This is a genomic window from Streptomyces sp. NPDC051243, assembly GCF_044455405.1.
In the GTDB taxonomy this organism is placed as follows: Bacteria; Actinomycetota; Actinomycetes; order Streptomycetales; family Streptomycetaceae; genus Streptomyces.
Map to the genome: position 1 here is coordinate 360543 of NZ_JBITES010000010.1, position 19885 is coordinate 380427.

A 19885-nucleotide genomic window follows, 5' to 3' on the forward strand; every position below is an offset into this window, starting at 1 on the left:
GCGTATCGGCCTCGAATGCGGGGTGAAGGTATGCGCCACGAGCTTGTGGCCGAAACCAGGCCGCGATAAACCGTACTCGCCCGTCACTTCACGACGTGGCGTCGTCGCACCCTGGGGAGTCGGTCATGAGCGTGACGAGTCGGTACCGGGAGGCCTGGGAGGGCTTCTGGCGGGAAGCCCCCGAGGAACCGGGGGCGGTGTTCTGGGACGCGGAGCCGGCCCTGACCGCCGGACGCCATCTGGCCCTGTTCGAGGCTCACCTGGCCGATCCCGGCCTGCCGATGGTGGACCTGGGCTGCGGCAACGGCACCCAGACCCGGTTCCTCGCCGACCGCTTCCCGCGCGTCCTCGGCGCCGACCTGTCCGCCGCGGCCCTCGACCACGCCCGGCGCGCCGACCCCGCGGGGCAGGCGGCGTACCGGCTGTTCGACGCGGTGGAGAAGGCCGAGGCCGAGACGCTGCACGCCGAACTCGGCGACGCCAACGTCTATATGCGGGGCGTGCTGCACCAGGCCGAGCCCGACGACCGGCAGTCGATGGTGAACGGGATCGCCACGCTGGTCGGCGAGCGCGGCCGGGCCTTCCTCGTCGAACTGTCCGAGTCCGCCAAGCCCGTCCTCATGGGGCTCGCCCAGAGCCCGGCGGGGCCGCCGCCCAAGCTCGCGCCCGTCTTCCGGCACGGCATCGCCCCCGGCGAGGTGGCCGACGCCGCCGTGCCCGAGTATCTGCGCGCGGCCGGGCTCACCGTCCTCGCGAGCGGCGAACTGCCGCTGGTCACCACGGAGTCCGGGCCGGACGGCACGCGGATCGCGCTGCCGTCGAAGTGGGTGGTGGCGGGCCGGATGGTCTGACAACCGCTCGCCCTCCGGCGCGTGCGTGCGCGCCGGAGGGCGAATTCGTCGTGCGGACAGATCAGTTGACGGTACGGCCCCTGCGGTACGCCACCCAGCCGGTGGCCAGCAGCGCGGCCGCGAGCGCGGCGACGGAGAGCACGGTGACGCCGGTGGTGGCGAGGCCGCCGCCCGCCGTCGAGGTGCCGGTGCCGCCGGAACCGCCCGTTGTGGAGCCGGTATCCGTGCCGCCGGTGCTGCCGCCCGTCGTGCCGGTACCGGAGCCGCCGTTCCCGCCCGTGCCGCCGGTGTCGTCGTCCGTGTCCACCGGGTCCTGTCCGACGAAGCTGACCGGGACCTTGACGTCCTGGGAGCGGTCGCCGGAGAGGGTGTGGTCGTTGCGGGTGGCCAGGACGCACCTGGCCTTGAAGCAGTCGGTGTACTCGTCCTTGGCGGCGACGGTCAGCTCGACCTCGAAGGTGCCGCCGGCGCCGTACGGGACCGCCAGGTCCTCGCCGTAGTCCGGCGGGTTCGAGGAGATCCACGCCGAGGAGTGCGAGCCGCCGGTCATGTCGACGCCGCCGATGCACGGCGTGGGCAGTGCGCCGTCGCCGTTGTCGACGCAGAGGGCGACGTAGATGCCCTTCTTCGTGTCGTAGCCGGTGCCGGTGACCTTCAGGGTCTGGTCCTCGGTGGCGAGGTTGTTGACCGGGGTCACGGTGAGTCTCTGGCCGTTCGGGCCGGTGACGGTCCTGGAGCCGGACGGCTCCGTGCCGCCGTCACCGTGGTCTGAGCCGCCGTTGTCGCCGCCGTCACCGGGCGCGGTGACCGTGAGCGTGATGGGCGAAGTGCGGGTGGTACCGGCCGAATTGGTGAACTCGGCGCGGTAGCGGTAGCCGTCCTGGGCGGCCCGGGCGGTGAACGTGTACGCGTTGGCCGTGGCCCCCTCCACCGTGGACCACGTCTGGCCGCCGTCGGGGCTGACCTGCCAGCGCACGGTGGGCTCGGGAGCACCCTCGGCGGCCGCGACGAAGGTGACCTTGTCGCCGGGCGAGACGGACCGGTCGGTGGGGGACTGGACGATCTTCGGCGAGACGCGCCGGTCGAGCTTGACGACCTTGCTCTCGGCCTGGCTGGTGACATAGACGGACGTGGCGCCGGGGGCGACGGCGACGCCCGCGTAGGCGCCGGCGCGGTTGCCGGGCAGGGCGACGGGCTCGGCCGTCTGGCGGGCGGTGGCGCTGTCGTAGATCTCCAGGGCGCCGACGTTGTCCGCGCCGTCGTCGGCGGTGCCCCAGTCCTCGCGCAGGACGAAAGCCTCGCCGGTGGCCTTGTCGAAGGCCATGGCCGTGGCCCGGTCCTTGCCGGTCAGCTTGGCCAGCTGCTTGCCGTCCTTGTCGAAGACGAGCACGTCGTAGGAGCTGCCCACCCACACATTGCCGGTCGCCGGGTCCGTCTCGACGAAGTGGACGGACGCCGCCGGGAGTTCGACGGTGGCGGTGACCGCGAGGGAGCCGGTGTCGACGCGGTACAGCTTCCCGCCCGCCGCGCCTGCCGACCAGGCGGTGCCGCGTGCGGTGTCCACGCCGAGGATGCCGCCGCCTTCCAGGGTGGCGCTCTTCCTGACCGTGCCGGTGCCGGTCTCGACCTGGGACAGGACGGCGCCCTGGGCGACGAGTGCGGTGGACGCGTCGCTGCCGGGTCCGACGCCTGTGACCCTGCCGCCGGCCAGCCACACGCCCTTGGCGGCATGGTCGCCGTCCTTCGCGGTGCCCATGCCGCGCAGCGGGTAGTGGAAGACGACGCCGTCGCCGGCCAGCGGGGCGGCGATCCAGCGGACCACGCGCGGCGCGAGGGCGCCGGTCGCGCCGGGGGCCTGCTGGATGTGGCCGAGGAGTCCGCCGTCCTTCGGGTCGATGGCGTACAGGCCCTGTTCGGCGATGTCCGCGGTGTCGGGGATGTTGTCCGAACCGACATACAGCTTCCCGGAGTCGGGGTGCAGCAGCAGGTCCAGCGGGCGGCCCGCGGTGGTGAACTCGGCGGCCCGGACGTAGCCGACGGTGCCGGGCGGCACGTCCACGCCGTCACCGCCGCCCCCGTCCCCGGGGTCCTGGCCCTCGAAGGTGACCGGGATGCGGACGTCCTGCGAGCGGTCGCCGGGGTTGCGGTGGTCGACGCGGGTGACGACCGAGCAGCTGACCTTGGTGCAGTCGAGGCTGCTGTCCTCGGCCTTGACGCCGATCTCCACGTCGAAGGTGCCACCCGCGCCCCAGGCGACGGCCAGGTCGCCCGCGTACTCGTCGCCCTCGGGGACGATCCACTGCGAGGAGCTGCCGGTGCCGGTCTGGTCGGCGCCGCCGAGGCACGGGGTGGGGACGCGGTTGTCGCCGTTGTCCTTGCACAGGGCGACGTAGATGGCCTTGGCCGCGTCGTAGCCGGAGCCGCTGACGCGGAGGCTCTCGCCGTCGGGGTCGAGGTTCGCGGAAGCCGAGACGGTCAGCTTCTGGCCGTCCTTGCCGAGGGCCGTCTTCGGTGTGTCGGAGGCCTGGGCGGCCGAACCGACGGCCACGGAGGCGGCCACGAGCGCGGCGGCGCCCAGGAGCGCCGCCGGTCGTCTGTACTGCATGGGGGGTCCCTCCGGTTACTGGAAGGTGATCGGGACGTGCACGTCGTACTTGCGGTCCTCGCTGTCGAAGTGGTCCGCCCGCGTCACCACGGCGCACTCGACGTCCTGGCCGCAGACGCTGCCGTCGTCGAGGGTGGCCTTGACGTAGATCTGCACGCTGAAGGTGCCGCCCGTGCCGAACCTGGAGCTGTTGGCGAACAGGCCGCCGAAGGTGTTGTTGACCCAGTGGGAGGCGCCGGTGGAGCCGTCCTCGTCCTGGCCGCCCAGGCACGGCGTCGGCTTGTTGGCGCCCTGCGCCCCGTCGATCACGCACAGGCTGACGTAAATGCCCTGGCCGGTGTTGTAGCCGGAGCCGGAGACGGTGATGACCTGTCCGGCCGCGGCGGCCGTGGCGGGGGAGGTCAGCGACAGGTTGTAGGTCGTGCCGCCGTCGGTGACCGTGCGGGTCGAGGTGGCGGCGGAGGCCGAGCCGGCCAGACTCAGGGTCAGCGCGGAGGCGGCGACGGCGGTGAGGGCCGCGCGGGCAGCGGGGATGGCTCTCATGAGGGAGGACCTTTCTGGAAGGAACCCAAGGAATTGCTTAGGTGAGGCTAACCTAAGTTTCAGCTGGGACTGTTTGTCAATGGAGGGCAAAGGGATGCCAACGGGGATGCCATCGGCGTTTTCAGGAAGGCGAGTTGGAGCGCACGCCGAAGTCCACGACAGCCCTGCGCTCGCCGCTTACCGTGGTGAGCTCCACGGTGTGCGCGCCCTCGGTGGCCGTGCCGTACACCGGGAACGTGCGGGAGACCCGCCCCGCCTCGTCGGCCACCGCCTGGTACCGGGTGTCGTCGTCGATCGCGACGAGGACGACCTCGCCGGGCCCGAACCCGGTCCCGGTGACGGTCTGTTCGCCGCCGGGGGCGAGGGTGGTGTGGGTGACGGCGGCGGAAGGGGTCGTCGTCTGCCGGGTCGCCGCCTCCGGTTTCTCGCCGGAGGGGGCGGGTGCCGGCTGCGGTGTCGTCTTCGGTGCGGCTTCGGCTGGTTCGCCGGCGGTCGCCAGCGTCAGGTCCAGCGCCCCGTACGCGTCCCCTGCCGTGAACTCGGCTCCGCTCCACTCGGACAGCAGTGCCGCCCCGTCCTCCGTGAGTGACGCCTGGAGACCGGTCCAGGTCGGGCCGGTCGACCGTACGACGGGTTCGGTGCCGGAATCCACGTCGGCCAGGGCGAGTTCGCGGGCCCTGCCGTCGGCGACCGTACGGGCGTAGAGGGTGCCCTCCTCGCCGTCGAGCAGCAGCCGGAGGCCGCTGAGGGGCAGGGGTCGCGTGGCGGCGGGGGAGGTCAGCAGAGCCGAGCCGCCCAACTCGACCTCCAGTTCGCCGGTTCCGGGGTCGGTGCCGCCGCCGGTCGTCGGGAAGCCGACGCGGTCCGCGGATCCCCGTACGGCGGGTTCGGTGATGTCGAGCGAGAGGCCCTTGTCCCCGAGTCGGGCGGACGCCGTGTGCCAGCTCGCGTGGCCGCCCGAGACCTCGCGCGGGAACGCGGTCCCGTCCTGCGCCCACGCGCCGCCCGGGCAGAGCAGTGCGAGCAGGGCGCCGCCCGTCACGGTGGCGGCGCCTGGTCTCTGCGTCATCTTCGAGTCTCCTTTCACGGAACGAGGTTCGAGTGCGGGTCAGGCCGCGGCCGAGTCCGCGTTCGCCGCCCGCCGCCTGCGGGCCCACAGCCAGGCGCCGGTGCCGGCCGCGACCAGGCCCGCCGCCGTCGCTCCGGCCGTCAGGGCGAGGGAGCCGGTGTCGGCGAGCGGCCCGCCGGACGTCTTCTCGGTGCCGTCGCCCGAACTGCCCGCGCCGCCGCCGGTCGTGCTCGCGCCGGCCGTCGCGGTCGGTGTCGCGGAGTCGCCCGCGCCGCTCGACGTGCTCCCGTCGCTGCCGCCGAAGGTCACCGGGATCCGGACGGTCTGGCTCTGGTCGCCTCCCCGTGTGTGGTCGTTGCGGGTGATGACCGCGCATTTCACGCCGGACTTGGTGCAGTCGGTGTTCGCGTCCTCGGCCCGCACGGTGAGCCGCACACTGAACGAGCCCTGGTGGCCGCTGCCTTCGTACGGTTTCGCCAACCCCTCGCCGTAGGAGGGCGGGTTGGAGGAGACCCACGCGGACGCCCCGGACTCGCCGGACATGTCCACTCCGCCCACGCAGGGCGTGGGGGTCTTCCCGGCGCCGTTGTCCACGCAGAAGGCGACGTAGATGCCCTTCTCGGTGTTGTAGCCCGAGCCGGTCACGGTCACCGTCTCGCCGTTCGGATCGAGCCCCGAGGACTTGGAGACGGTGAGTTCCTGGCCCTCGGGGCCCTTCGCCGAGCCGCTCGCCGCCGAGGCCGGGCCGACGGCCGAAACCAGCAGGGCGGCCACCCCCGCGAATCCGAGAATCAATCCAACTCCCTTACGGTGCAGGCCACTTGGCCACGCCATGGAACACCCCCACCACGAGAAACTAAGGTAAGGCTAACCTAAGGTATTGCTCGGTGATGTGCCAGAAGAGACGAAAGGAAACCCATGCGTGTATCCCGGAGACGCCTCGCCGCTCTTGGTCTGACGCTCGCGTTGCTCACGGGCGCCTGCGGCGGCGGGGGGAGCACGTCGGACGGTTCCGCCCCGGGCGCGGACTCCGCGAGCGAACGCGCCGCCGCGGCCGGGAAGCAACTCGCGAAGAACACCCTCGTGCCGCTCGAAGGCGCCCCGCCCACACCGGAGTTGCCGGCCACCGTGGACTCCTCGGACGGCCGTGAGGTGACCGTCGAGGACGCCTCCCGCATCCTGCCGCTCAACGGCGGTGTCGCCGAGATCGTGTTCACGCTGGGCCTCGGCGACCGTGTCGTCGGCCGGGACATCACCGCCACCTTCGCCGAGGCGAAGAACCTCCCGCAGGTCACCAAGGCGCACGACGTGAGCGCGGAGAGCGTGCTGTCGCTGCGGCCGACTGTCGTGCTGGCCGACACCGACACCGGGCCCGAGGAGGCCATCGACCAGATCCGTGACGCCGGTGTCCCGGTCGTCGTACTCGACCCGGCCACCAGGCTGTCCGACGTCACCACGCGCACCACCCGCATCGCCGAGGCACTGGGGATCCCCGAGGCGGGCAAGGCCCTCAACAAGCGCATGAACGGTGAACTCGCCGCCGCCCGCGCCGCCGTGCCCAAGGGCAGCAAGCCCAAGGTCGCCTTCCTGTACCTGCGCGGCAGCGCGGCCGTCTATCTGATCGGCGGCAAGGGCTCGGGCGCCGACTCGCTGATCGAGGCCGCGGGGGCGGTGGACGCGGGCAAGGAGGGCGGCCTGGACAAACCGTTCACGCCGATCACCAGTGAGGCGCTGGTGCGTGCGCAGCCGGACGTGATCCTCATGATGACCAAGGGCCTGGAATCCGTCGGCGGCGTCGACGGACTGGTGAGGATTCCCGGGATCGGCCAGACGCCGGCCGGGATGAACCGGCGGGTGGTCGACATGGAGGACGGGGTACTGCTGGGGTACGGGCCGCGGACGCCGCTGGTGATCGACATCCTGGTGGATCGTCTCCACCGGACGTGAGAAGCGTTCGCAGTTGCCGTCGAGAACGACGGGTCGTGGTGCGCGCAGGCGTACTCAGGGTTCGGTGGGCACGCACAGCACCGGGGTGCGTGACAGATGCAGCAGTTTGTGGGGCGTGGAACCCAGCAGGGCACCGCGAAGAGGGCTCTCGCCCCAGCTGCCGACCACGATGAACCTGGCCGCATGGCGCGTCGCGGCGTCGATGAGCGCATCCGCCGGTTTCCGGTCGACGACCTCCACGGTCGTGCGCACGCCGGCCTCGTCGGCCACTTCGACCGCGTGCGCGAGCGCGGAACGCCCGGCCTCCTGGACGGCGTCGCGGTGCGCGGCGTACTCCTCGCCGAGGGCGCCCGGTGCCGCCGCGCCGTAGACCAGCACGAGGGGCTCCCCGAACGCGGCCGACACCTCGATGGCCACGCGCAGTGCGCGGACCGCGCCCGGGGACCCGTCGTATCCGACAACGACCGACATCTTCAGCGCTCCTTGCCGCCGTGGACCAGACCGGGGTCGGCCACCTTCGGGCGCTCCGACCAGAAGACGGGTGCCGTCAGCCGTCGCACGACCATCAGGACCACGCCCACCAGGGCGATGCCGATACCGATGACCAGCGGAGGGCCGAGCCCGAACCACGAGACGCCGCTGTAGGAGTTCGCGGCGTCGGACATGTCACCGACCGACTCGACCAGCAGCCAGAGCAGCAGTCCGGCGCCGACCAGGGGACCCAGGCCGATGAGGACGAAGTGGTGCAGGCTCTCGGTGAGATGGCGGCGGTAGTAGACCGCGCACGCGACGCCGGTGAGCGCGTAGTAGAACGCGATCAGCAGGGACAGCGCGGTCAGCGAGTCGAAGAGGGCGTTCTCGCTGATCCGGCGGACGGCCAGGTACCAGGCGATGGCGATGCCGGCGACCCACCACGTACTCACGTCGGGTGTGCGGAACCGGGGGTGGATGTGGGCGAAGTGGGCCGGCAGTGCGTGACGGCGTGCCATGGACAGCGCCGTACGGGACGCGGGGATGATCGTCGTCTGTGTCGACGCCAGTCCGGACGTCGAGACCGCCAGCAGCACGACCCAGTCCCAGCCGCCCATCGCCTCCCCGGCGAGCAGCGCGAAGACGAACTCCTCCTCCCCGGCGTTCTCGGCGAGGTACTCGGGTCCGGCGTAGGCCACGACCGCGTAGGCGACCGACACATACGTCACCAGCAGGACGACCGTCGACCACACGGCCGCCCTGCCGGGCGCGGTGGCGGAGTCCTCGACCTCCTCGGTGAGGTTGACCGCCGATTCCCAGCCCCAGTAGATGAACACGCCCAGCAGCAGACCCGCGGTCAGTTCGGCACCTCCGGCCCCGAACGGGTCCAGCCAGCTGACCGACGGGTCGACGGAGTCGAGCGTGCCGGTGCCGGCGTAGACCCGGTACAGCGCCACCACGGCGAAGGCGAGCAGGCAGGCGACCTGCGCCAGGATGAGGATGTCCTGTACCCGGGCCGACACCTCCGTGCCGATGACGCACACGGCCGTCATCACCAGGATGAGCAGCACCGTGAGCAGTTCACGCAGGAACTCGTTGTCGACCCAGCCGTCGAGACCGAAGGCCAGCAGGGCGAACGTCACCGCGACATCCGCCAGGGAACCGATCACCAGGACTCCGGTCATCGTGATGGCCCACCCGCCGAGCCATCCCGCCCACGGGCCCATCGCCCGGGTGACCCACGAGAAGGTCGTCCCGCAGTCCTGGTCGACCCTGTTGAGGTAGTAGAACGCGGACGCGATCAGCAGCATCGGGACGAACGACGCGAGCATGACGCCGGGTGCGTAGACGCCCACGAGGGCCACGACCGGGCCGATGGCCGCGGCCAGCGAGTACGCGGGCGAGGTGGCGTTCAGCCCGATGACGAGCGCGTCGACGAACCCGATCGCGTCGGCCTTCAGCCCGTCCGGCGGGCGGGTGTCCGTGGTGCCGTCGGCCATGCTCCCTCGCTTCGGTCGTGGGTGACCTCATCAAACAGGGAGCCGTCGGGTCGGCCGGGGCCCTGCCGCCCGGCCGCGGGGTGTATCACCCGTGTGCCCACCCCACGTCGGACGGACGGCCACACCCGCGCGCTCAGCCCGTAGCGGCGCCGAACCACCGGGGCAGCGCGCCGGCCAACTCCTCCTGGTCCGCACCGGCCCACGCCACATGGCCGTCCGGGCGCAGCAGCACCGCGGGCACGTCGAGCTCCTCGCTGACGTCGACGACGTGGTCCACCCGGTCCGCCCAGCCGGCCACCGAGAGCCGGCCCGTCCGGTCGAGCAGCAGTCCGCGGCCGCTGTGCGTCAGCGCGTAGAGGCGCCCGCGCTCGAGCTCCACGTCCCGCAGCCGCCGGCCGAGCAGTTGGTGTCCCTCACCGAAGTCGTAGCGCACCGCGATCGCCGTGATCTTCTCGATCAGGTACCGGTTCACCTCGTCGAAGTCCATCAGCTCCGACAGCAGTCGGCGCACCGCCTGGGGACCCGGCTCGGTGGACATCAGCTGCATCTGCGCGCGGGTGTTGTCCAGTACGTCCGCGGCCACCGGGTGCCGCTCGGTGTGGTAGCTGTCCAACAGCCCTTCCGGAGCCCAGCCGTTCACCTCTGCGGCGAGTTTCCAGCCGAGGTTGAACGCGTCCTGGATGCCCAGGTTGAGGCCCTGCCCGCCGGTCGGCGGGTGGATGTGCGCCGCGTCGCCGGCCAGCAGCACCCGGCCGACCCGGTAGCGCTCGGCCTGCCGCGTGGCGTCGCCGAAGCGGGACAGCCAGCGCGGCGAGTGCACGCCGAAGTCGGTGCCGGCCAGAGCCCGCAGCCGTTGCCTGACCTCGTCGAGGGTCGGCGCGAGCGTGCGGTCCTGCGCCACCCCCTCGGCGGGCACGACGACGCGGAACACCCCCTCCCCGAACGGCACGAGACCGAACCGCTTGTGGGTCTCGCGGACCTCGGCGACCACGGCGGCCACCGTCTCCGGCTCCGCGGTCACCTCCATCTCGCCGATCAGCGTCTCCACCCTGCTGGGCTCGCCGGGAAAGCCGACGCCGAGCAGCTTGCGCACCGTACTGCGGCCGCCGTCGCAGCCCACGAGGTGACGCGAGCGCAGCCGCGTACCGTCGGCCAGCTCGACACTCACCCCGTCGTCGTCCTGGCTCAGCCCGACCAGTTCACAGCCACGCCGGATCTCGGCCCCGAGCTCGGTGGCGCGCGCGGCGAGCAGCCGGTCGATGACGGGCTGCGGGATGCCGAGGACGTACGGGTGCGCGGTGTCCAGCCGGTCGGGCCACCCCTTGGTGATGCCGGCGAAGAACCCGCCCACCTGGAACTGCCGGCCATGCGCGAGGAATCGCTCCAGCAGACCGCGCTGGGCCATCACCTCGATACTGCGCACATGCAGACCGAGGGCGCGCACCACCTTGGTCGGCTCCGCGTCCCTCTCCAGCACGACCACGCGCACACCGTGCAGCCGAAGCTCGCAGGCCAGCATCAAACCGGTCGGTCCGCCACCGGCAACGATCACGTCGATCATCAGAACCCCCTGTCCTCGGCCGGAGATTCTGCGGTACGAAGGGGGCCTTGCCGCAAGGCCCCCAGTGCGCTATACGTTGAGAGTGGCAAGGAGTGAGTGACCTCCTTGCCTTTCCCTTTTTCCGCACGGCGCGGACACGGACGCGTCAGCCGTCCGCTGGCATCGCGGGAGCGGGAGCTGACTGCGCCGCCACAAGTGCCGCCAGTTCCTCCGCGTCGCGTGGACCTGCTGCCGTGTCGTCCAACAGGCCGTGCGCGCGGAGCAGTTGGGCGGCCGCGATGCCCCACGGCAACCGCAGCCCCGCCTGCCGCAGGAGTTCCGTGCGGGACAGCATCGCGGCCGCGGGACCGGTGCGCACGCCGGTCGGCGTGAGGAGGGCCGTCTCGTCGGCCCAGCGCAGGGCCAGGTCGACGTCGTGGGTGGCCATCACCACCGTGGTGCCGGACGCGCGCAGCCCGTCGAGGGTGGCGAGCAGGCGTTCCTGGCCGTCGGGGTCGAGCCCGGCGGTCGGCTCGTCCAGGATCAGCACGCGGGGGCGCATCGCGACGGCGCCCGCGATGGCCGTGCGCTTGCGCTGACCGTACGACAGCAGGTGCGTGGGCCGGTCGGCCAGCGCGGTGATGTCCAGCGCGGTGAGCGCCTCGTCGACCCGCGCCCGCACCTCGGCGTCGGGCAGACCGAGGTTCAGCGGGCCGAAGGAGACGTCCTGCGCGACGGATGCCGCGAAGAGCTGGTCGTCCGGATCCTGCACCACCAGCTGGACGGTCGTCCGCAGCCGGGTCAGCCCCTTGCGGTCGTAGGTGACCGGCTCACCCTCGACCGTCAACCGGCCGTCGTGCGGCCTGAGTCCGCCGCTGAGCAGCCGCATCAGCGTGGTCTTGCCGGTGCCGTTGCGGCCGAGCAGCGCCAGCGCGCGCCCCTCGTGCACATCGAAGTCGAGGTCGCGGAGGACGAGCGGGCCGTCCTCGTAGGCGTAGGACGCGCCCCGCAGGGCGACCAGGGCGGTGGGCTCGCTCATGGCAGGGCCTTCTCCAGTACGAGGGTGAGGGCGGCCAGCGCTGCGAGGAGCGCGCAACTCGCGGCCGTGAAGCGGACGGAGACCCGGGCCTCGGGCACCAGGACGCGCAGGGTGCCGTCGTAGCCGCGCCCGGCGAGCCCGGCCTGCAGCCGGGTGGCCCGGTCGAAGGCCCGCACGAACGCGGTGGCGCCCAGCCCGGCCAGCGAACGCCACTCCGCGGCCCGGCTGGTGTGCCCGAGCCGGGCGGCCTGGGCCTCCCGGATGCGGCGGACGGAGTCCAGCAGCAGGAAGCTCATGCGGTACGTCACCAGGGCGACGTCCACGACGGGCGCGGGCACGCCGGCCTTCACCAGGCGGGGCAGCAGGTCGGACATCGGGGTGGTGAAGGCGAACAGCAGCACCCCGAGGGAGGCGGCCGAGGTGCGCAGCAGCAGTTCCCCGGCCCGCAGCCCACCGTCGTCGGCGAGGGACACGAAGCCCTCGGGCCCGCCGACCTGGACGAGCAGGGTGAGCGCTCCGGTCACGCAGAAGCCCAGGGGCACACGGTAGGCACGCCACAGCCGCCGCGCGGGCACCCCCGCCGGGCCCAGCAGCACGGCGAGGGCGGTGACCAGGACCAGTGCGGCGCCCGGCCAGGGCGGCAGCGAGATCGCGAGCACGGTGAGGCCGAGCCCGAGCACCGCCTTGTCCACGGGATGGCGGCGGCGCCAGCGACTGCTGTGCGCCGCCGCGTCGATCGGCAGCACGCGCGGTCAGTCCTGTTCGGGGTGGGTCTTCCCGGCCGTGCCGCTGGGCACGCTCTCCCGCTCCCGCTCCAGCGCCCGCTGCTCACCCTGCCGCCGGCCGCGGTGCAGGCCGAAGTAGTAGGCGAGGACACCGGCGCCGAGGGCGGCCTGGAGGGAGAACAGGGCCGACTCGATCTCACCGGACGGCGGTTCGTACAGCGGGGTGAACCACGGTTCGTAGTCCGGCTCGAGCTCGGTGATGGCCGTCTCTGCCTCGCCGTCGGCGCCTGTGAACGGCTCCTTCTTGTGGTCGCCGAGGCCGAGCGCGAGCGGCAGCACGGCGAGCGCGGCCACCACGAGCAGCAGCAGGAGGTTGATCTTCGTGTTCTTCTTCATCGGGCCACCGCCTCGGTCTCGGTCCCGGACCGCTTCTTGGTCAGGAGCACGCCCAGCCGGGTCAGTTCACCCTTGCTGGACTGCACCAGCAGCCGCATCACGAGCACGGTGAGCAGCCCTTCGCTCACCGCGAGCGGGAGCTGGGTGACGGCGAAGATGGACCCGAACTTGCCGAGCGCGCCCAGGAATCCGCTGCTCGGGTCGGGGAAGGCGAGCGCCAGCTGGACGCTGGTGACGCAGTACGTGGACAGGTCGGCGACGAACGCCCCGAAGAACACGGCGACCATCAGCGGCACGTCGTACCGCCGCAGCAGTCTGTAGACCGCGTACCCGGCCCAGGGTCCGACGATCGCCATCGAGAAGACGTTGGCGCCGAGCGTGGTCAGGCCGCCGTGGGCGAGCAGCAGCGCCTGGAAGAGCAGGGTGATGGTGCCCAGGACCGCCATGATCGGCGGCCGGAACAGGATGGCGCCGAGGCCGGTGCCGGTGGGGTGCGAGCAACTGCCGGTGACGGAGGGCAGCTTCAGCGCGGACAGGACGAACGTGAAGGCTCCGGAGGCGCCGAGAAGCAGTGTGCTCTCGGGGTGCTCCCTGACCTCACGGGTGAGTGAACGGACTCCGTGGACGACGAACGGCGCGGACGCGACGCCCCAGGCGACGGCGTGCGCCGGAGGCAGGAAACCCTCGGCTATGTGCATGGCTCAGCAGACCCTCTCCAGCACCTCGTGGATGGTTGACGCGCCTTGGCCGGTCTCCTGGCTGACGGGTACCACCGCCCGTGCTCCGCCTTCCCGGGTCACAAGTACCCAGTGGCTGCCCGTCAAGGGCTGGAGCCGGACTTCCCGATTCACAGTGGCGAGGGCCGCACCGGCATCACACCGGATTTCCCGTTCACCAAGGCGTGGTGACAGTAGTGCCCGCACAGGGTGGCTGACAAGCGCGCCTCGGGGGCGTGAAAGTGGCGTTCGCGCGCCGTGCGCGCATCTCGTCGGCCGCCCTGGAGAGCCATGCGCGCGTCTCGTTGGTTGAGATTTCATATACTCTGTTAGATCAAGTAAGGCTTGCCTTATATGCTGATGCGGCCCCTTCGCTCCGGCGTGCAGGGGATTCAGAGCGTTTCCTCCCGCACGACAGGACCCCCCATGCGCACGACCTCCCGCGGCCTTCTCGCGGTGCTTGCCCTCAGCCCTCTTCTGGCCGGCTGTTTCGTGGCCGGCGAGGGAGGCCCGGGCACCAGTGCCGGAGGTGGATCGACACAACGGCTGAGGGTGGCGCTCGCCGTTCCGCCCGTGCAGGCCCTGTCGCCGTACAGCAACGACGCCACCGTGCTGAGCAAGCTGTCCGTCGCCGAAGGCCTCACCGCCCTGGACAAGAACGGCGCCGCAGCTCCCGCGCTGGCGAAGTCCTGGAAGCGGACCAACCCCACCACCTGGACCTTCGAACTGCGCAAGGCCACCTTCCAGGACGGCACGCAGGTCACCGCCGAGTCCGTCGTCAACGCGCTCGACCACGCGGACGCCGCAACGCCCAAGCCCCGCGTCCTCAGTGACGTCACCCTCACCGCGAAGGCCGAGGACACCGACACCGTCACCATCAGCACCAAGGCCGCCGACCCGGTGCTCCCGCTGCGGCTGGCCAGCCCCGCGCTGGCCGTCCTCTCCGCCAAGGCGTACGGCAAGGACGGCGCGGTCAGCCCGGTCGGCACCGGAACCGGCCCTTTCAAGGTCACGAAGCTCACCGGCAAGTCCAAGGCCGCACTGGACCGTTACGACGGCTACTGGGGCGGCAAGGCCAAGGCGCCCGGCATCGACGTCACCTGGATAGCCGACGGCACCGCCCGCGCCAACGCCCTGCGCTCCGGCGACGTCGACATCGCCGAGTGGATCCCCACGGCCCAGGCCAAGCTGCTGGACGACAAGACCCGTCACGAAGTGCCGTCCGTACGGACCGACAGCCTCGTCCTCAACACCGGCAGCGGCCTGTTCACCGATCCGTCGCTGCGCGCGGCAGCGCGTGAGGCCGTGGACGGTTCCGCGCTCGTCGACTCGGTCTTCGGCGGGTACGCCGACCCCGCGCAGGGCCTGTTCGGACCCGCCGTGTCCTGGGCGGCCGACAAGCGCGTCGACGTCACCGGCCGCGCCAAGCCCGCGACACCCGCACAGGTCAAGGAGGGGACGAAGGGCAAGACCCTGCGCCTGGCCACCTACACCAACCGCGCCGAACTCCCCGAGGCCGCCACCGTGCTGCAGCAGCAGCTGGAGAAGGCCGGGTTCACCGTCGAGCAGGACGTGCGCGAGTACACGCAGATGGAGGCCGACCTCCTCGCCGGCAAGTACGACGCGCTCGTCTTCTCCAGGGTGACGCTCCTCGACACCGGCGACGCCGTCGCCTACCTGGCTAGCGACTTCACGAGTGACGGTGTGTACAACATCGCCCGTCTGAAGGACGCCAGGGTGGACCAGGCCGTCAAGTCCGCCGCCGAGGAAGGCGACACGACGAAGCGACAGCAGAAGATCATGGCCGCCGAGGCGCAGATCCTGCGCACCGACGCCGTCGTGCCGCTAGTCCACGAGAAGGTCGTCCAGGGCATCGCCAGAGATGTCGAGGGTGTGCTCCTCGACCCTCGTGAGCGCTCCCTGATCGACGTCGACACCCACCTGAAGTAGCGGCCGATGAGCGTCACGTCGGTCGGCACCGAGACCGGTCCGTCCCGATGGCGGGCCGGCCTCGGCCGCCTCGCCGCCGGGGCCGCGCTGCTGACGGCCGTCGCCCTGCTGCCCTGGCTGTCCGGCAACGACCCCGCACTGACCGTCCTGCGCGCCCGCTCCGCCGACCAGAACCCCACGCCCGCCCAGCTGGCCGCCGTTCGGGAGCAACTGGGCCTGGACGAGGGGCCGTTCGCGCATCTCGCGCACTGGCTGGGCGGGCTGCCCCGGGGCGACGCCGGTACATCCTGGGTGTCGGGCGAAGCGGTCCTGCCCCAGGTGACGAGCGCCTTTGCGGTCTCCGTCACGCTGATGCTCGGCGCGCTTGTCGTCACCATCGCCGTCGCCGCGCTGGTCAGCGCCCGCACCCTGTACCTCGGCTCCCGGAGACGGCTGCACCGGGGGAGCGGCGCCATCGGTGTCGCCGTCCTCGCGGCGCTGCCCAAGTTCCTGCTCGCCTCACTTCTCGCCACCGTGTGCGGGGTGTGGCTGGGCTGGTTCCCCTCCAGCGGGTGGGAAGGGCCGCCGTCGATGGTGCTGCCCTCGCTCGCCCTCGGCGTGCCGTCCGGGGCGATGATCGGCGGTCTGCTCGACCAGTCGCTGCCCGCCGCCTTCAACGAACCGTGGGCCCGCACCTGGCACGCCTACGGATTCGCGCCCGGGCACGTCGCCCGGCACGCGCTGCGGCGCACGCTGGCCGGTGTGCTCCCGCAACTCCTGCCGACCGTCGTGGGGTTGGTCGGCGGTGCCGTCGCGGTGGAGAAGATCTTCAACATTCCGGGGCTCGGCCGCCTCGCCCTGGACGCCGCCATCGCCCAGGACCTCCCGCCCCTGCAGACCGCGACCCTGGTCCTGGTCCTGCTCGGCACCGCCGCCGGCCTGCTCATCCAGGCCCTGCGCCGCGCGCTGCTCGGCCCCGCCCTGCGGGACGGCGCCCTGCCCGCCCTGCATCCGCCGGCCCTCCCGCGAGGGCAATTCACCCGCTGGGCCGCCGGAGCCTGTGCCGCTGCCCTGCTCATCATGGTCGTCGCCGGACTGCTGAGGGATCCCCTGCACGTGGACACCGCGGCCCGACTGCTCCCGCCCTCGGCCGCGCACCCGCTGGGCACGGACGCGCTCGGCCGTGATCTGCTGGCCCGGTTGGGCCACGGGGCGCTGCGGACGGTGGGCGTGGCGCTCGCGGTGACCGCGGTCTGCACACTCACCGGGCTGCTGCTGGGCATGGCGGCACAGGTCGGGGCGGGCCTGACGGAAGTGGTCTCGACGATGCCGGCGGTCCTCGCCGGACTGCTGACCACCGCGGTGACCGGCCCGTCGGCCTGGGGTGCCGCGCTGGCGGTCTGCCTGGTCGGCTGGACCCCCTACGCCGCCCAGGCCGCGGCCCTGCTCGAACAGGAACGGGCCAGCGGCCACATGCTCGCGTCCCTCTCCTTCGGGGCCGGCCCGGGCTATCTGCTGCGCCACCACTTCCTGCCCGCCGTACTGCCCGGCGTCCTGCGCAACGCCCTCCTGCGCCTGCCCACCACCGTCCTCGTCCTCGCCTCCCTCGGCTTCCTCGGCCTGGGCGAGCAGCCGCCCACCGCGGAATGGGGTCGCCTGCTGTCGGAGAACCAGCCGTACGTGGAACTGGCGCCCTGGACCGTACTCGGCCCGGCCTGCGCACTCGTCCTGCTCTCCGTCCTCGCCATGTCCGGCACGGCATCGCGACGGAGCCGACCCACGGGTGACCGCCGGCGGGCGGGTCGGCGAGTCCTGAACAGGCCAAGCGCGCAGAAGCCGCCTGCTCTGCCTCTCTCCGCCTCGTAGGCGGAACCGCCGTGGTGCGTGTACTGGCCGGTGCCGGCGGATGGTGCGCGCCGTGAATAGCCGTTGATGCATCAATCTGGCTTGATGTACCTTCGGGGTGTGGGACACCGACCCTCGGATGCGGCCGTCGCGCCGCCGGAATTCCTCCGGCTGGCCGCGCATCCGCTGCGCTGGCGGCTGCTGACGGAGCTCGCCGACGGCGACTACCGGGTCCGTGAACTGGTGGAACGCGTCGGGGAGCCGCAGAACCTGGTCTCGTATCACTTGCGGCTGCTGCGTGACGGCGGTCTGGTCACGGCCAGACGCAGCAGCTTCGACGGTCGGGACAGTTACTACCACCTCGACCTGGCGCACTGCGCTGAGGCGCTGGCGGCCGCCGGTGCCGCCCTGCACCCGGCGTTGGGCCAGGACGCCTCACCGCCCAGTCGTCCGCTCGCCCGGGCGCGGTCCCACCGGGTCGCCGTGCTGTTCGTGTGCACCGGCAACAGCGCCCGCTCGCCGATCGCGGAAGCCCTGCTGCGCCACCACGCCGCCGGCCGCGTGACCGCGGCCAGTGCGGGCACCAGCCCCAAGCCGCGGCTGCATCCTCATGCCGTCCGGGTGCTGCGCGAGTCGTTCGGCATCGACCTCGCCGGTCGGCGTACCCAGCACGTGGACGACCTGGCCGGCCGCCGCTTCGACCACGTGATCACCTTGTGCGACAAGGCCCGCGAGGTCTGCCCGGAATTCGGCCCGCGGCGGGTCCACTGGAGCGTGGCCGACCCCGGCGCGGCCGGTGACACCGGCCAGGCCGACTACGCGGCCTTTCAGCGCGCGGCGGCAGACATAGACACCCGTATCAGGCACCTGATGCCGGTCCTGAACACCTCCGAGACCGTTGCGAGGTCCGAGCCATGACCACTCACGACGAATACGTCAGCGTCCGCTACCTCGTCGATGACGTGCAGGCCGCCACCGACTTCTACACCACCCACCTCGGGTTCACACTGCACTCCAGCGCCGCCCCGGCCTTCGCCGACGTGGTCCGTGGCCGGCTGCGGCTGCTGCTGTCGGGCCCGGCGAGCTCGGGCGCCCGCGCCACCCCGAAGGAGGCCGCCGTCGCCGGCGGCAACCGTATCCACCTCACCTTCGACGATCTCGACGCCGAGATCGCCAGGCTGCGCGGCGCCGGTCTCTCCTTCCGCAGTGAGGTCGTCTCCGGCCCCGGCGGACGCCAGATCCTGCTGGCCGACCCGGCGGGCAACCTCGTCGAGCTGTTCCAGCCCGCCCACCGGCCCACCGCGCCGGCCGGCCCCGACCGGGCGCTGCGCTGACCGCCCCCACCCACGCCGCCGCGGCGAGCTGCGGGCCCGCCGTGTGCTCGCGGTCCGCGACGGCGTGTCGTGGGTGTCACCCGTGTCGTCCGAAATCAGTGTCGTAGAGGCGTGCCGGGCACGTCGGCAAGGAGTCCGTGCATGACCAGCGAGGCGACGGCCGATGCCCCGGACGACGAGCGGGAGCCGGAGGCGCCGCCCCGGGTGGGACTGGGTGTGATCGCCCGGGAGTGGGGCCGGATCGGCTGTACCGGCTTCGGCGGGCCACCGACCCACATCGCACTGCTCCGGCAGCTGTGTGTCCAGCGCCGGGGATGGATATCGGCCTCGGAGTTCGAGGACGGGATCGCGGCGACGAATCTCCTGCCGGGGCCGGCCTCCACTCAGCTGGCGATCTTCACCGCGTGGCGGCTGCGCGGCACGCCCGGCGCGCTGATCGGCGGGCTGTGCTTCATCGTGCCGGGGCTGGTGCTGATCCTGGCGCTGGCCGCGCTGTTCCTGGCCGGCGATCCGCCGCTGTGGGTGCTCGGCGCGGCCGCCGGGGCAGGGGCCGCGGTGGCGGCGGTCGCGGTGCAGGCGGCGGTGGCTCTGGTGCCGGCCGGCTGGAAGCGGGCCGGCGATCGACCTGCGGCGCGGGCGAGGTGGGTCGGCTACGTGCTGGCAGGCGGCGCGGCGGCCGCGTCGGCGGGTCCGTGGCTGGTGCTGGTGCTGGTGGCCGCCGGACTGGTGGAGATGGGCGTGCGCGCCCGCCCCGCCGTGCCGCGCCCCGGGGGCAGGGCGGCGTGGCCGGTGCCGCTCGCCCTCGCGGTCCCGGCGGCGGGTGGGCTGGGGGCGCTGGCGTGGGTGGCGTTCAAGGTCGGGGCGCTGTCCTACGGCGGCGGCTTCGTGATCATCCCGCTGATGCAGGCCGACGCGGTGGACCGGTACCACTGGATGAGCGACGGGCAGTTCCTCAACGCGGTCGCCCTCGGTCAGATCACCCCTGGGCCGGTGGTGCAGACGGTGGCCGTGGTCGGCTACGCCGCCGCCGGGCTCGGTGGCGGGCTGCTGGCCGCCGCGGTGGCCTTCGCGCCGTCGTTCCTGATGGTGATCCGTGGCGGTCCCCGGTTCGATCAGCTGCGCGGCAGTGCGGCCGTGCAGGGCTTCTTCACCGGTGCCGGGCCGGCGGTGATCGGTGCGATCGCCGGATCCTCGATCCCTCTCGCCCTCGTGCTGCGGCATGGCTGGCAGTTCGGTGTGCTGGCCGCAGCGGCCGTCTGGCTGCTCGGGCTGAAGCGGGGCGTGGTGGGCGCCCTGCTGGGAGCCGGGGCGCTCGGGATCGTGGCCGCGTCGGCGGGCTGGCCGGTCACCTGACCCGTCCCGGCACCGCGAAGCCG

Annotated in this window: 18 protein-coding genes and 1 riboswitch; of the genes, 7 read left to right on the top strand and 11 right to left on the bottom strand. The window is 72.3% G+C overall.

Going from position 1 to position 19885, the window contains the following annotated elements; all coding sequences use genetic code 11:
* Positions 1–125 precede the first annotated feature (125 nt).
* On the top strand, positions 126–851 hold the full coding sequence (locus tag ACIBAG_RS26720; RefSeq protein WP_399108177.1) for a class I SAM-dependent methyltransferase: 726 nt from the start codon (positions 126–128) through the stop codon (positions 849–851).
* 61 nt (positions 852–912) lie between these two features.
* Here the strand turns inward: ACIBAG_RS26720 and ACIBAG_RS26725 are convergent, their stop codons facing one another.
* From ACIBAG_RS26725 to ACIBAG_RS26740, 4 genes are all read right to left on the bottom strand, one after another.
* Complete coding sequence (locus ACIBAG_RS26725; protein WP_399108179.1) at positions 913–3456, bottom strand: immunoglobulin I-set domain protein; 2544 nt, start codon at positions 3454–3456, stop codon at positions 913–915.
* Positions 3457–3471: 15 nt separating this feature from the next.
* Complete coding sequence (locus ACIBAG_RS26730; protein ID WP_399108181.1) at positions 3472–3999, bottom strand: hypothetical protein; 528 nt, start codon at positions 3997–3999, stop codon at positions 3472–3474.
* Between the two features lie 121 nt (positions 4000–4120).
* Positions 4121–5068 carry an HtaA domain-containing protein gene (locus ACIBAG_RS26735; protein ID WP_399108183.1) on the bottom strand — a complete coding sequence of 316 codons (948 nt, stop codon included), beginning with the start codon at positions 5066–5068 and terminating at the stop codon, positions 4121–4123.
* 39 nt (positions 5069–5107) lie between these two features.
* Positions 5108–5863, bottom strand: coding sequence for a hypothetical protein (locus tag ACIBAG_RS26740; protein ID WP_399108185.1), 756 nt, complete (start codon positions 5861–5863; stop codon positions 5108–5110).
* Between the two features lie 123 nt (positions 5864–5986).
* On the opposite strand from ACIBAG_RS26740, the gene ACIBAG_RS26745 reads away from it, so the two are divergent.
* Positions 5987–7015, top strand: coding sequence for a hemin ABC transporter substrate-binding protein (locus ACIBAG_RS26745; protein WP_399108187.1), 1029 nt, complete (start codon positions 5987–5989; stop codon positions 7013–7015).
* A 54-nt stretch (positions 7016–7069) separates the two neighbouring features.
* Here ACIBAG_RS26745 and ACIBAG_RS26750 read toward each other — a convergent pair whose 3' ends face one another.
* From ACIBAG_RS26750 to ACIBAG_RS26780, 7 genes are all read right to left on the bottom strand, one after another.
* Positions 7070–7486, bottom strand: a complete 417-nt coding sequence (locus tag ACIBAG_RS26750) for a universal stress protein (RefSeq protein WP_399108189.1) — start codon at positions 7484–7486, stop codon at positions 7070–7072.
* A 2-nt stretch (positions 7487–7488) separates the two neighbouring features.
* Complete coding sequence (locus ACIBAG_RS26755) at positions 7489–8985, bottom strand: APC family permease (RefSeq protein ID WP_399108190.1); 1497 nt, start codon at positions 8983–8985, stop codon at positions 7489–7491.
* A 133-nt stretch (positions 8986–9118) separates the two neighbouring features.
* Positions 9119–10546 (bottom strand): rifampin monooxygenase, encoded by a 1428-nt coding sequence (gene rox / locus ACIBAG_RS26760; protein ID WP_399108192.1) that lies wholly within the window; start codon positions 10544–10546, stop codon positions 9119–9121.
* A 145-nt stretch (positions 10547–10691) separates the two neighbouring features.
* Positions 10692–11564 (bottom strand): ATP-binding cassette domain-containing protein, encoded by an 873-nt coding sequence (locus ACIBAG_RS26765; RefSeq protein WP_399108194.1) that lies wholly within the window; start codon positions 11562–11564, stop codon positions 10692–10694.
* Positions 11561–12310, bottom strand: coding sequence for a cobalt ECF transporter T component CbiQ (gene cbiQ / locus ACIBAG_RS26770; RefSeq protein ID WP_399108196.1), 750 nt, complete (start codon positions 12308–12310; stop codon positions 11561–11563). The genes ACIBAG_RS26765 and cbiQ overlap by 4 nt, the downstream gene beginning before the upstream one ends.
* Before the next feature lie 6 nt (positions 12311–12316).
* Positions 12317–12685, bottom strand: a complete 369-nt coding sequence (locus tag ACIBAG_RS26775) for an energy-coupling factor ABC transporter substrate-binding protein (protein ID WP_399108198.1) — start codon at positions 12683–12685, stop codon at positions 12317–12319.
* The gene (locus ACIBAG_RS26780) at positions 12682–13383 is read right to left on the bottom strand and encodes an energy-coupling factor ABC transporter permease (protein ID WP_399108200.1); all 702 of its coding nucleotides are present in this window, start codon (positions 13381–13383) and stop codon (positions 12682–12684) included. Before ACIBAG_RS26780 ends, ACIBAG_RS26775 begins: the two co-directional genes overlap by 4 nt.
* A gap of 29 nt (positions 13384–13412) precedes the next feature.
* A riboswitch (cobalamin riboswitch) is annotated at positions 13413–13599 on the bottom strand.
* A 228-nt stretch (positions 13600–13827) separates the two neighbouring features.
* On the opposite strand from ACIBAG_RS26780, the gene ACIBAG_RS26785 reads away from it, so the two are divergent.
* The 5 genes from ACIBAG_RS26785 to chrA all read left to right on the top strand — a co-directional run bounded on the left by ACIBAG_RS26785 (position 13828) and on the right by chrA (position 19862).
* The gene (locus tag ACIBAG_RS26785; protein ID WP_399108201.1) at positions 13828–15351 is read left to right on the top strand and encodes an ABC transporter substrate-binding protein; all 1524 of its coding nucleotides are present in this window, start codon (positions 13828–13830) and stop codon (positions 15349–15351) included.
* 6 nt (positions 15352–15357) lie between these two features.
* Positions 15358–17196 (top strand): ABC transporter permease subunit, encoded by a 1839-nt coding sequence (locus ACIBAG_RS26790; protein WP_399108203.1) that lies wholly within the window; start codon positions 15358–15360, stop codon positions 17194–17196.
* Positions 17197–17295: 99 nt separating this feature from the next.
* Positions 17296–18093 (top strand): metalloregulator ArsR/SmtB family transcription factor, encoded by a 798-nt coding sequence (locus tag ACIBAG_RS26795; RefSeq protein WP_399108205.1) that lies wholly within the window; start codon positions 17296–17298, stop codon positions 18091–18093.
* Positions 18090–18509, top strand: a complete 420-nt coding sequence (locus ACIBAG_RS26800; protein ID WP_399108206.1) for a VOC family protein — start codon at positions 18090–18092, stop codon at positions 18507–18509. The genes ACIBAG_RS26795 and ACIBAG_RS26800 overlap by 4 nt, the downstream gene beginning before the upstream one ends.
* 141 nt (positions 18510–18650) lie before the next feature.
* Positions 18651–19862, top strand: coding sequence for a chromate efflux transporter (gene chrA / locus ACIBAG_RS26805; RefSeq protein WP_399108207.1), 1212 nt, complete (start codon positions 18651–18653; stop codon positions 19860–19862).
* Positions 19863–19885 lie beyond the last annotated feature (23 nt).

Coding starts and splice junctions, on each gene's coding strand:
- ACIBAG_RS26730 (WP_399108181.1), bottom strand. CDS start 3,999: ATGAGAGCCATCCCCGCTGCCCGCGCGGCCCTCACCGCCGTCGCCGCC.
- ACIBAG_RS26745 (WP_399108187.1), top strand. CDS start 5,987: ATGCGTGTATCCCGGAGACGCCTCGCCGCTCTTGGTCTGACGCTCGCG.
- ACIBAG_RS26790 (WP_399108203.1), top strand. CDS start 15,358: ATGAGCGTCACGTCGGTCGGCACCGAGACCGGTCCGTCCCGATGGCGG.
- ACIBAG_RS26750 (WP_399108189.1), bottom strand. CDS start 7,486: ATGTCGGTCGTTGTCGGATACGACGGGTCCCCGGGCGCGGTCCGCGCA.
- chrA (WP_399108207.1), top strand. CDS start 18,651: ATGACCAGCGAGGCGACGGCCGATGCCCCGGACGACGAGCGGGAGCCG.
- ACIBAG_RS26800 (WP_399108206.1), top strand. CDS start 18,090: ATGACCACTCACGACGAATACGTCAGCGTCCGCTACCTCGTCGATGAC.
- ACIBAG_RS26785 (WP_399108201.1), top strand. CDS start 13,828: ATGCGCACGACCTCCCGCGGCCTTCTCGCGGTGCTTGCCCTCAGCCCT.
- ACIBAG_RS26725 (WP_399108179.1), bottom strand. CDS start 3,456: ATGCAGTACAGACGACCGGCGGCGCTCCTGGGCGCCGCCGCGCTCGTG.
- ACIBAG_RS26755 (WP_399108190.1), bottom strand. CDS start 8,985: ATGGCCGACGGCACCACGGACACCCGCCCGCCGGACGGGCTGAAGGCC.
- ACIBAG_RS26775 (WP_399108198.1), bottom strand. CDS start 12,685: ATGAAGAAGAACACGAAGATCAACCTCCTGCTGCTGCTCGTGGTGGCC.
- rox (WP_399108192.1), bottom strand. CDS start 10,546: ATGATCGACGTGATCGTTGCCGGTGGCGGACCGACCGGTTTGATGCTG.
- ACIBAG_RS26720 (WP_399108177.1), top strand. CDS start 126: ATGAGCGTGACGAGTCGGTACCGGGAGGCCTGGGAGGGCTTCTGGCGG.
- ACIBAG_RS26735 (WP_399108183.1), bottom strand. CDS start 5,068: ATGACGCAGAGACCAGGCGCCGCCACCGTGACGGGCGGCGCCCTGCTC.
- ACIBAG_RS26780 (WP_399108200.1), bottom strand. CDS start 13,383: ATGCACATAGCCGAGGGTTTCCTGCCTCCGGCGCACGCCGTCGCCTGG.
- ACIBAG_RS26765 (WP_399108194.1), bottom strand. CDS start 11,564: ATGAGCGAGCCCACCGCCCTGGTCGCCCTGCGGGGCGCGTCCTACGCC.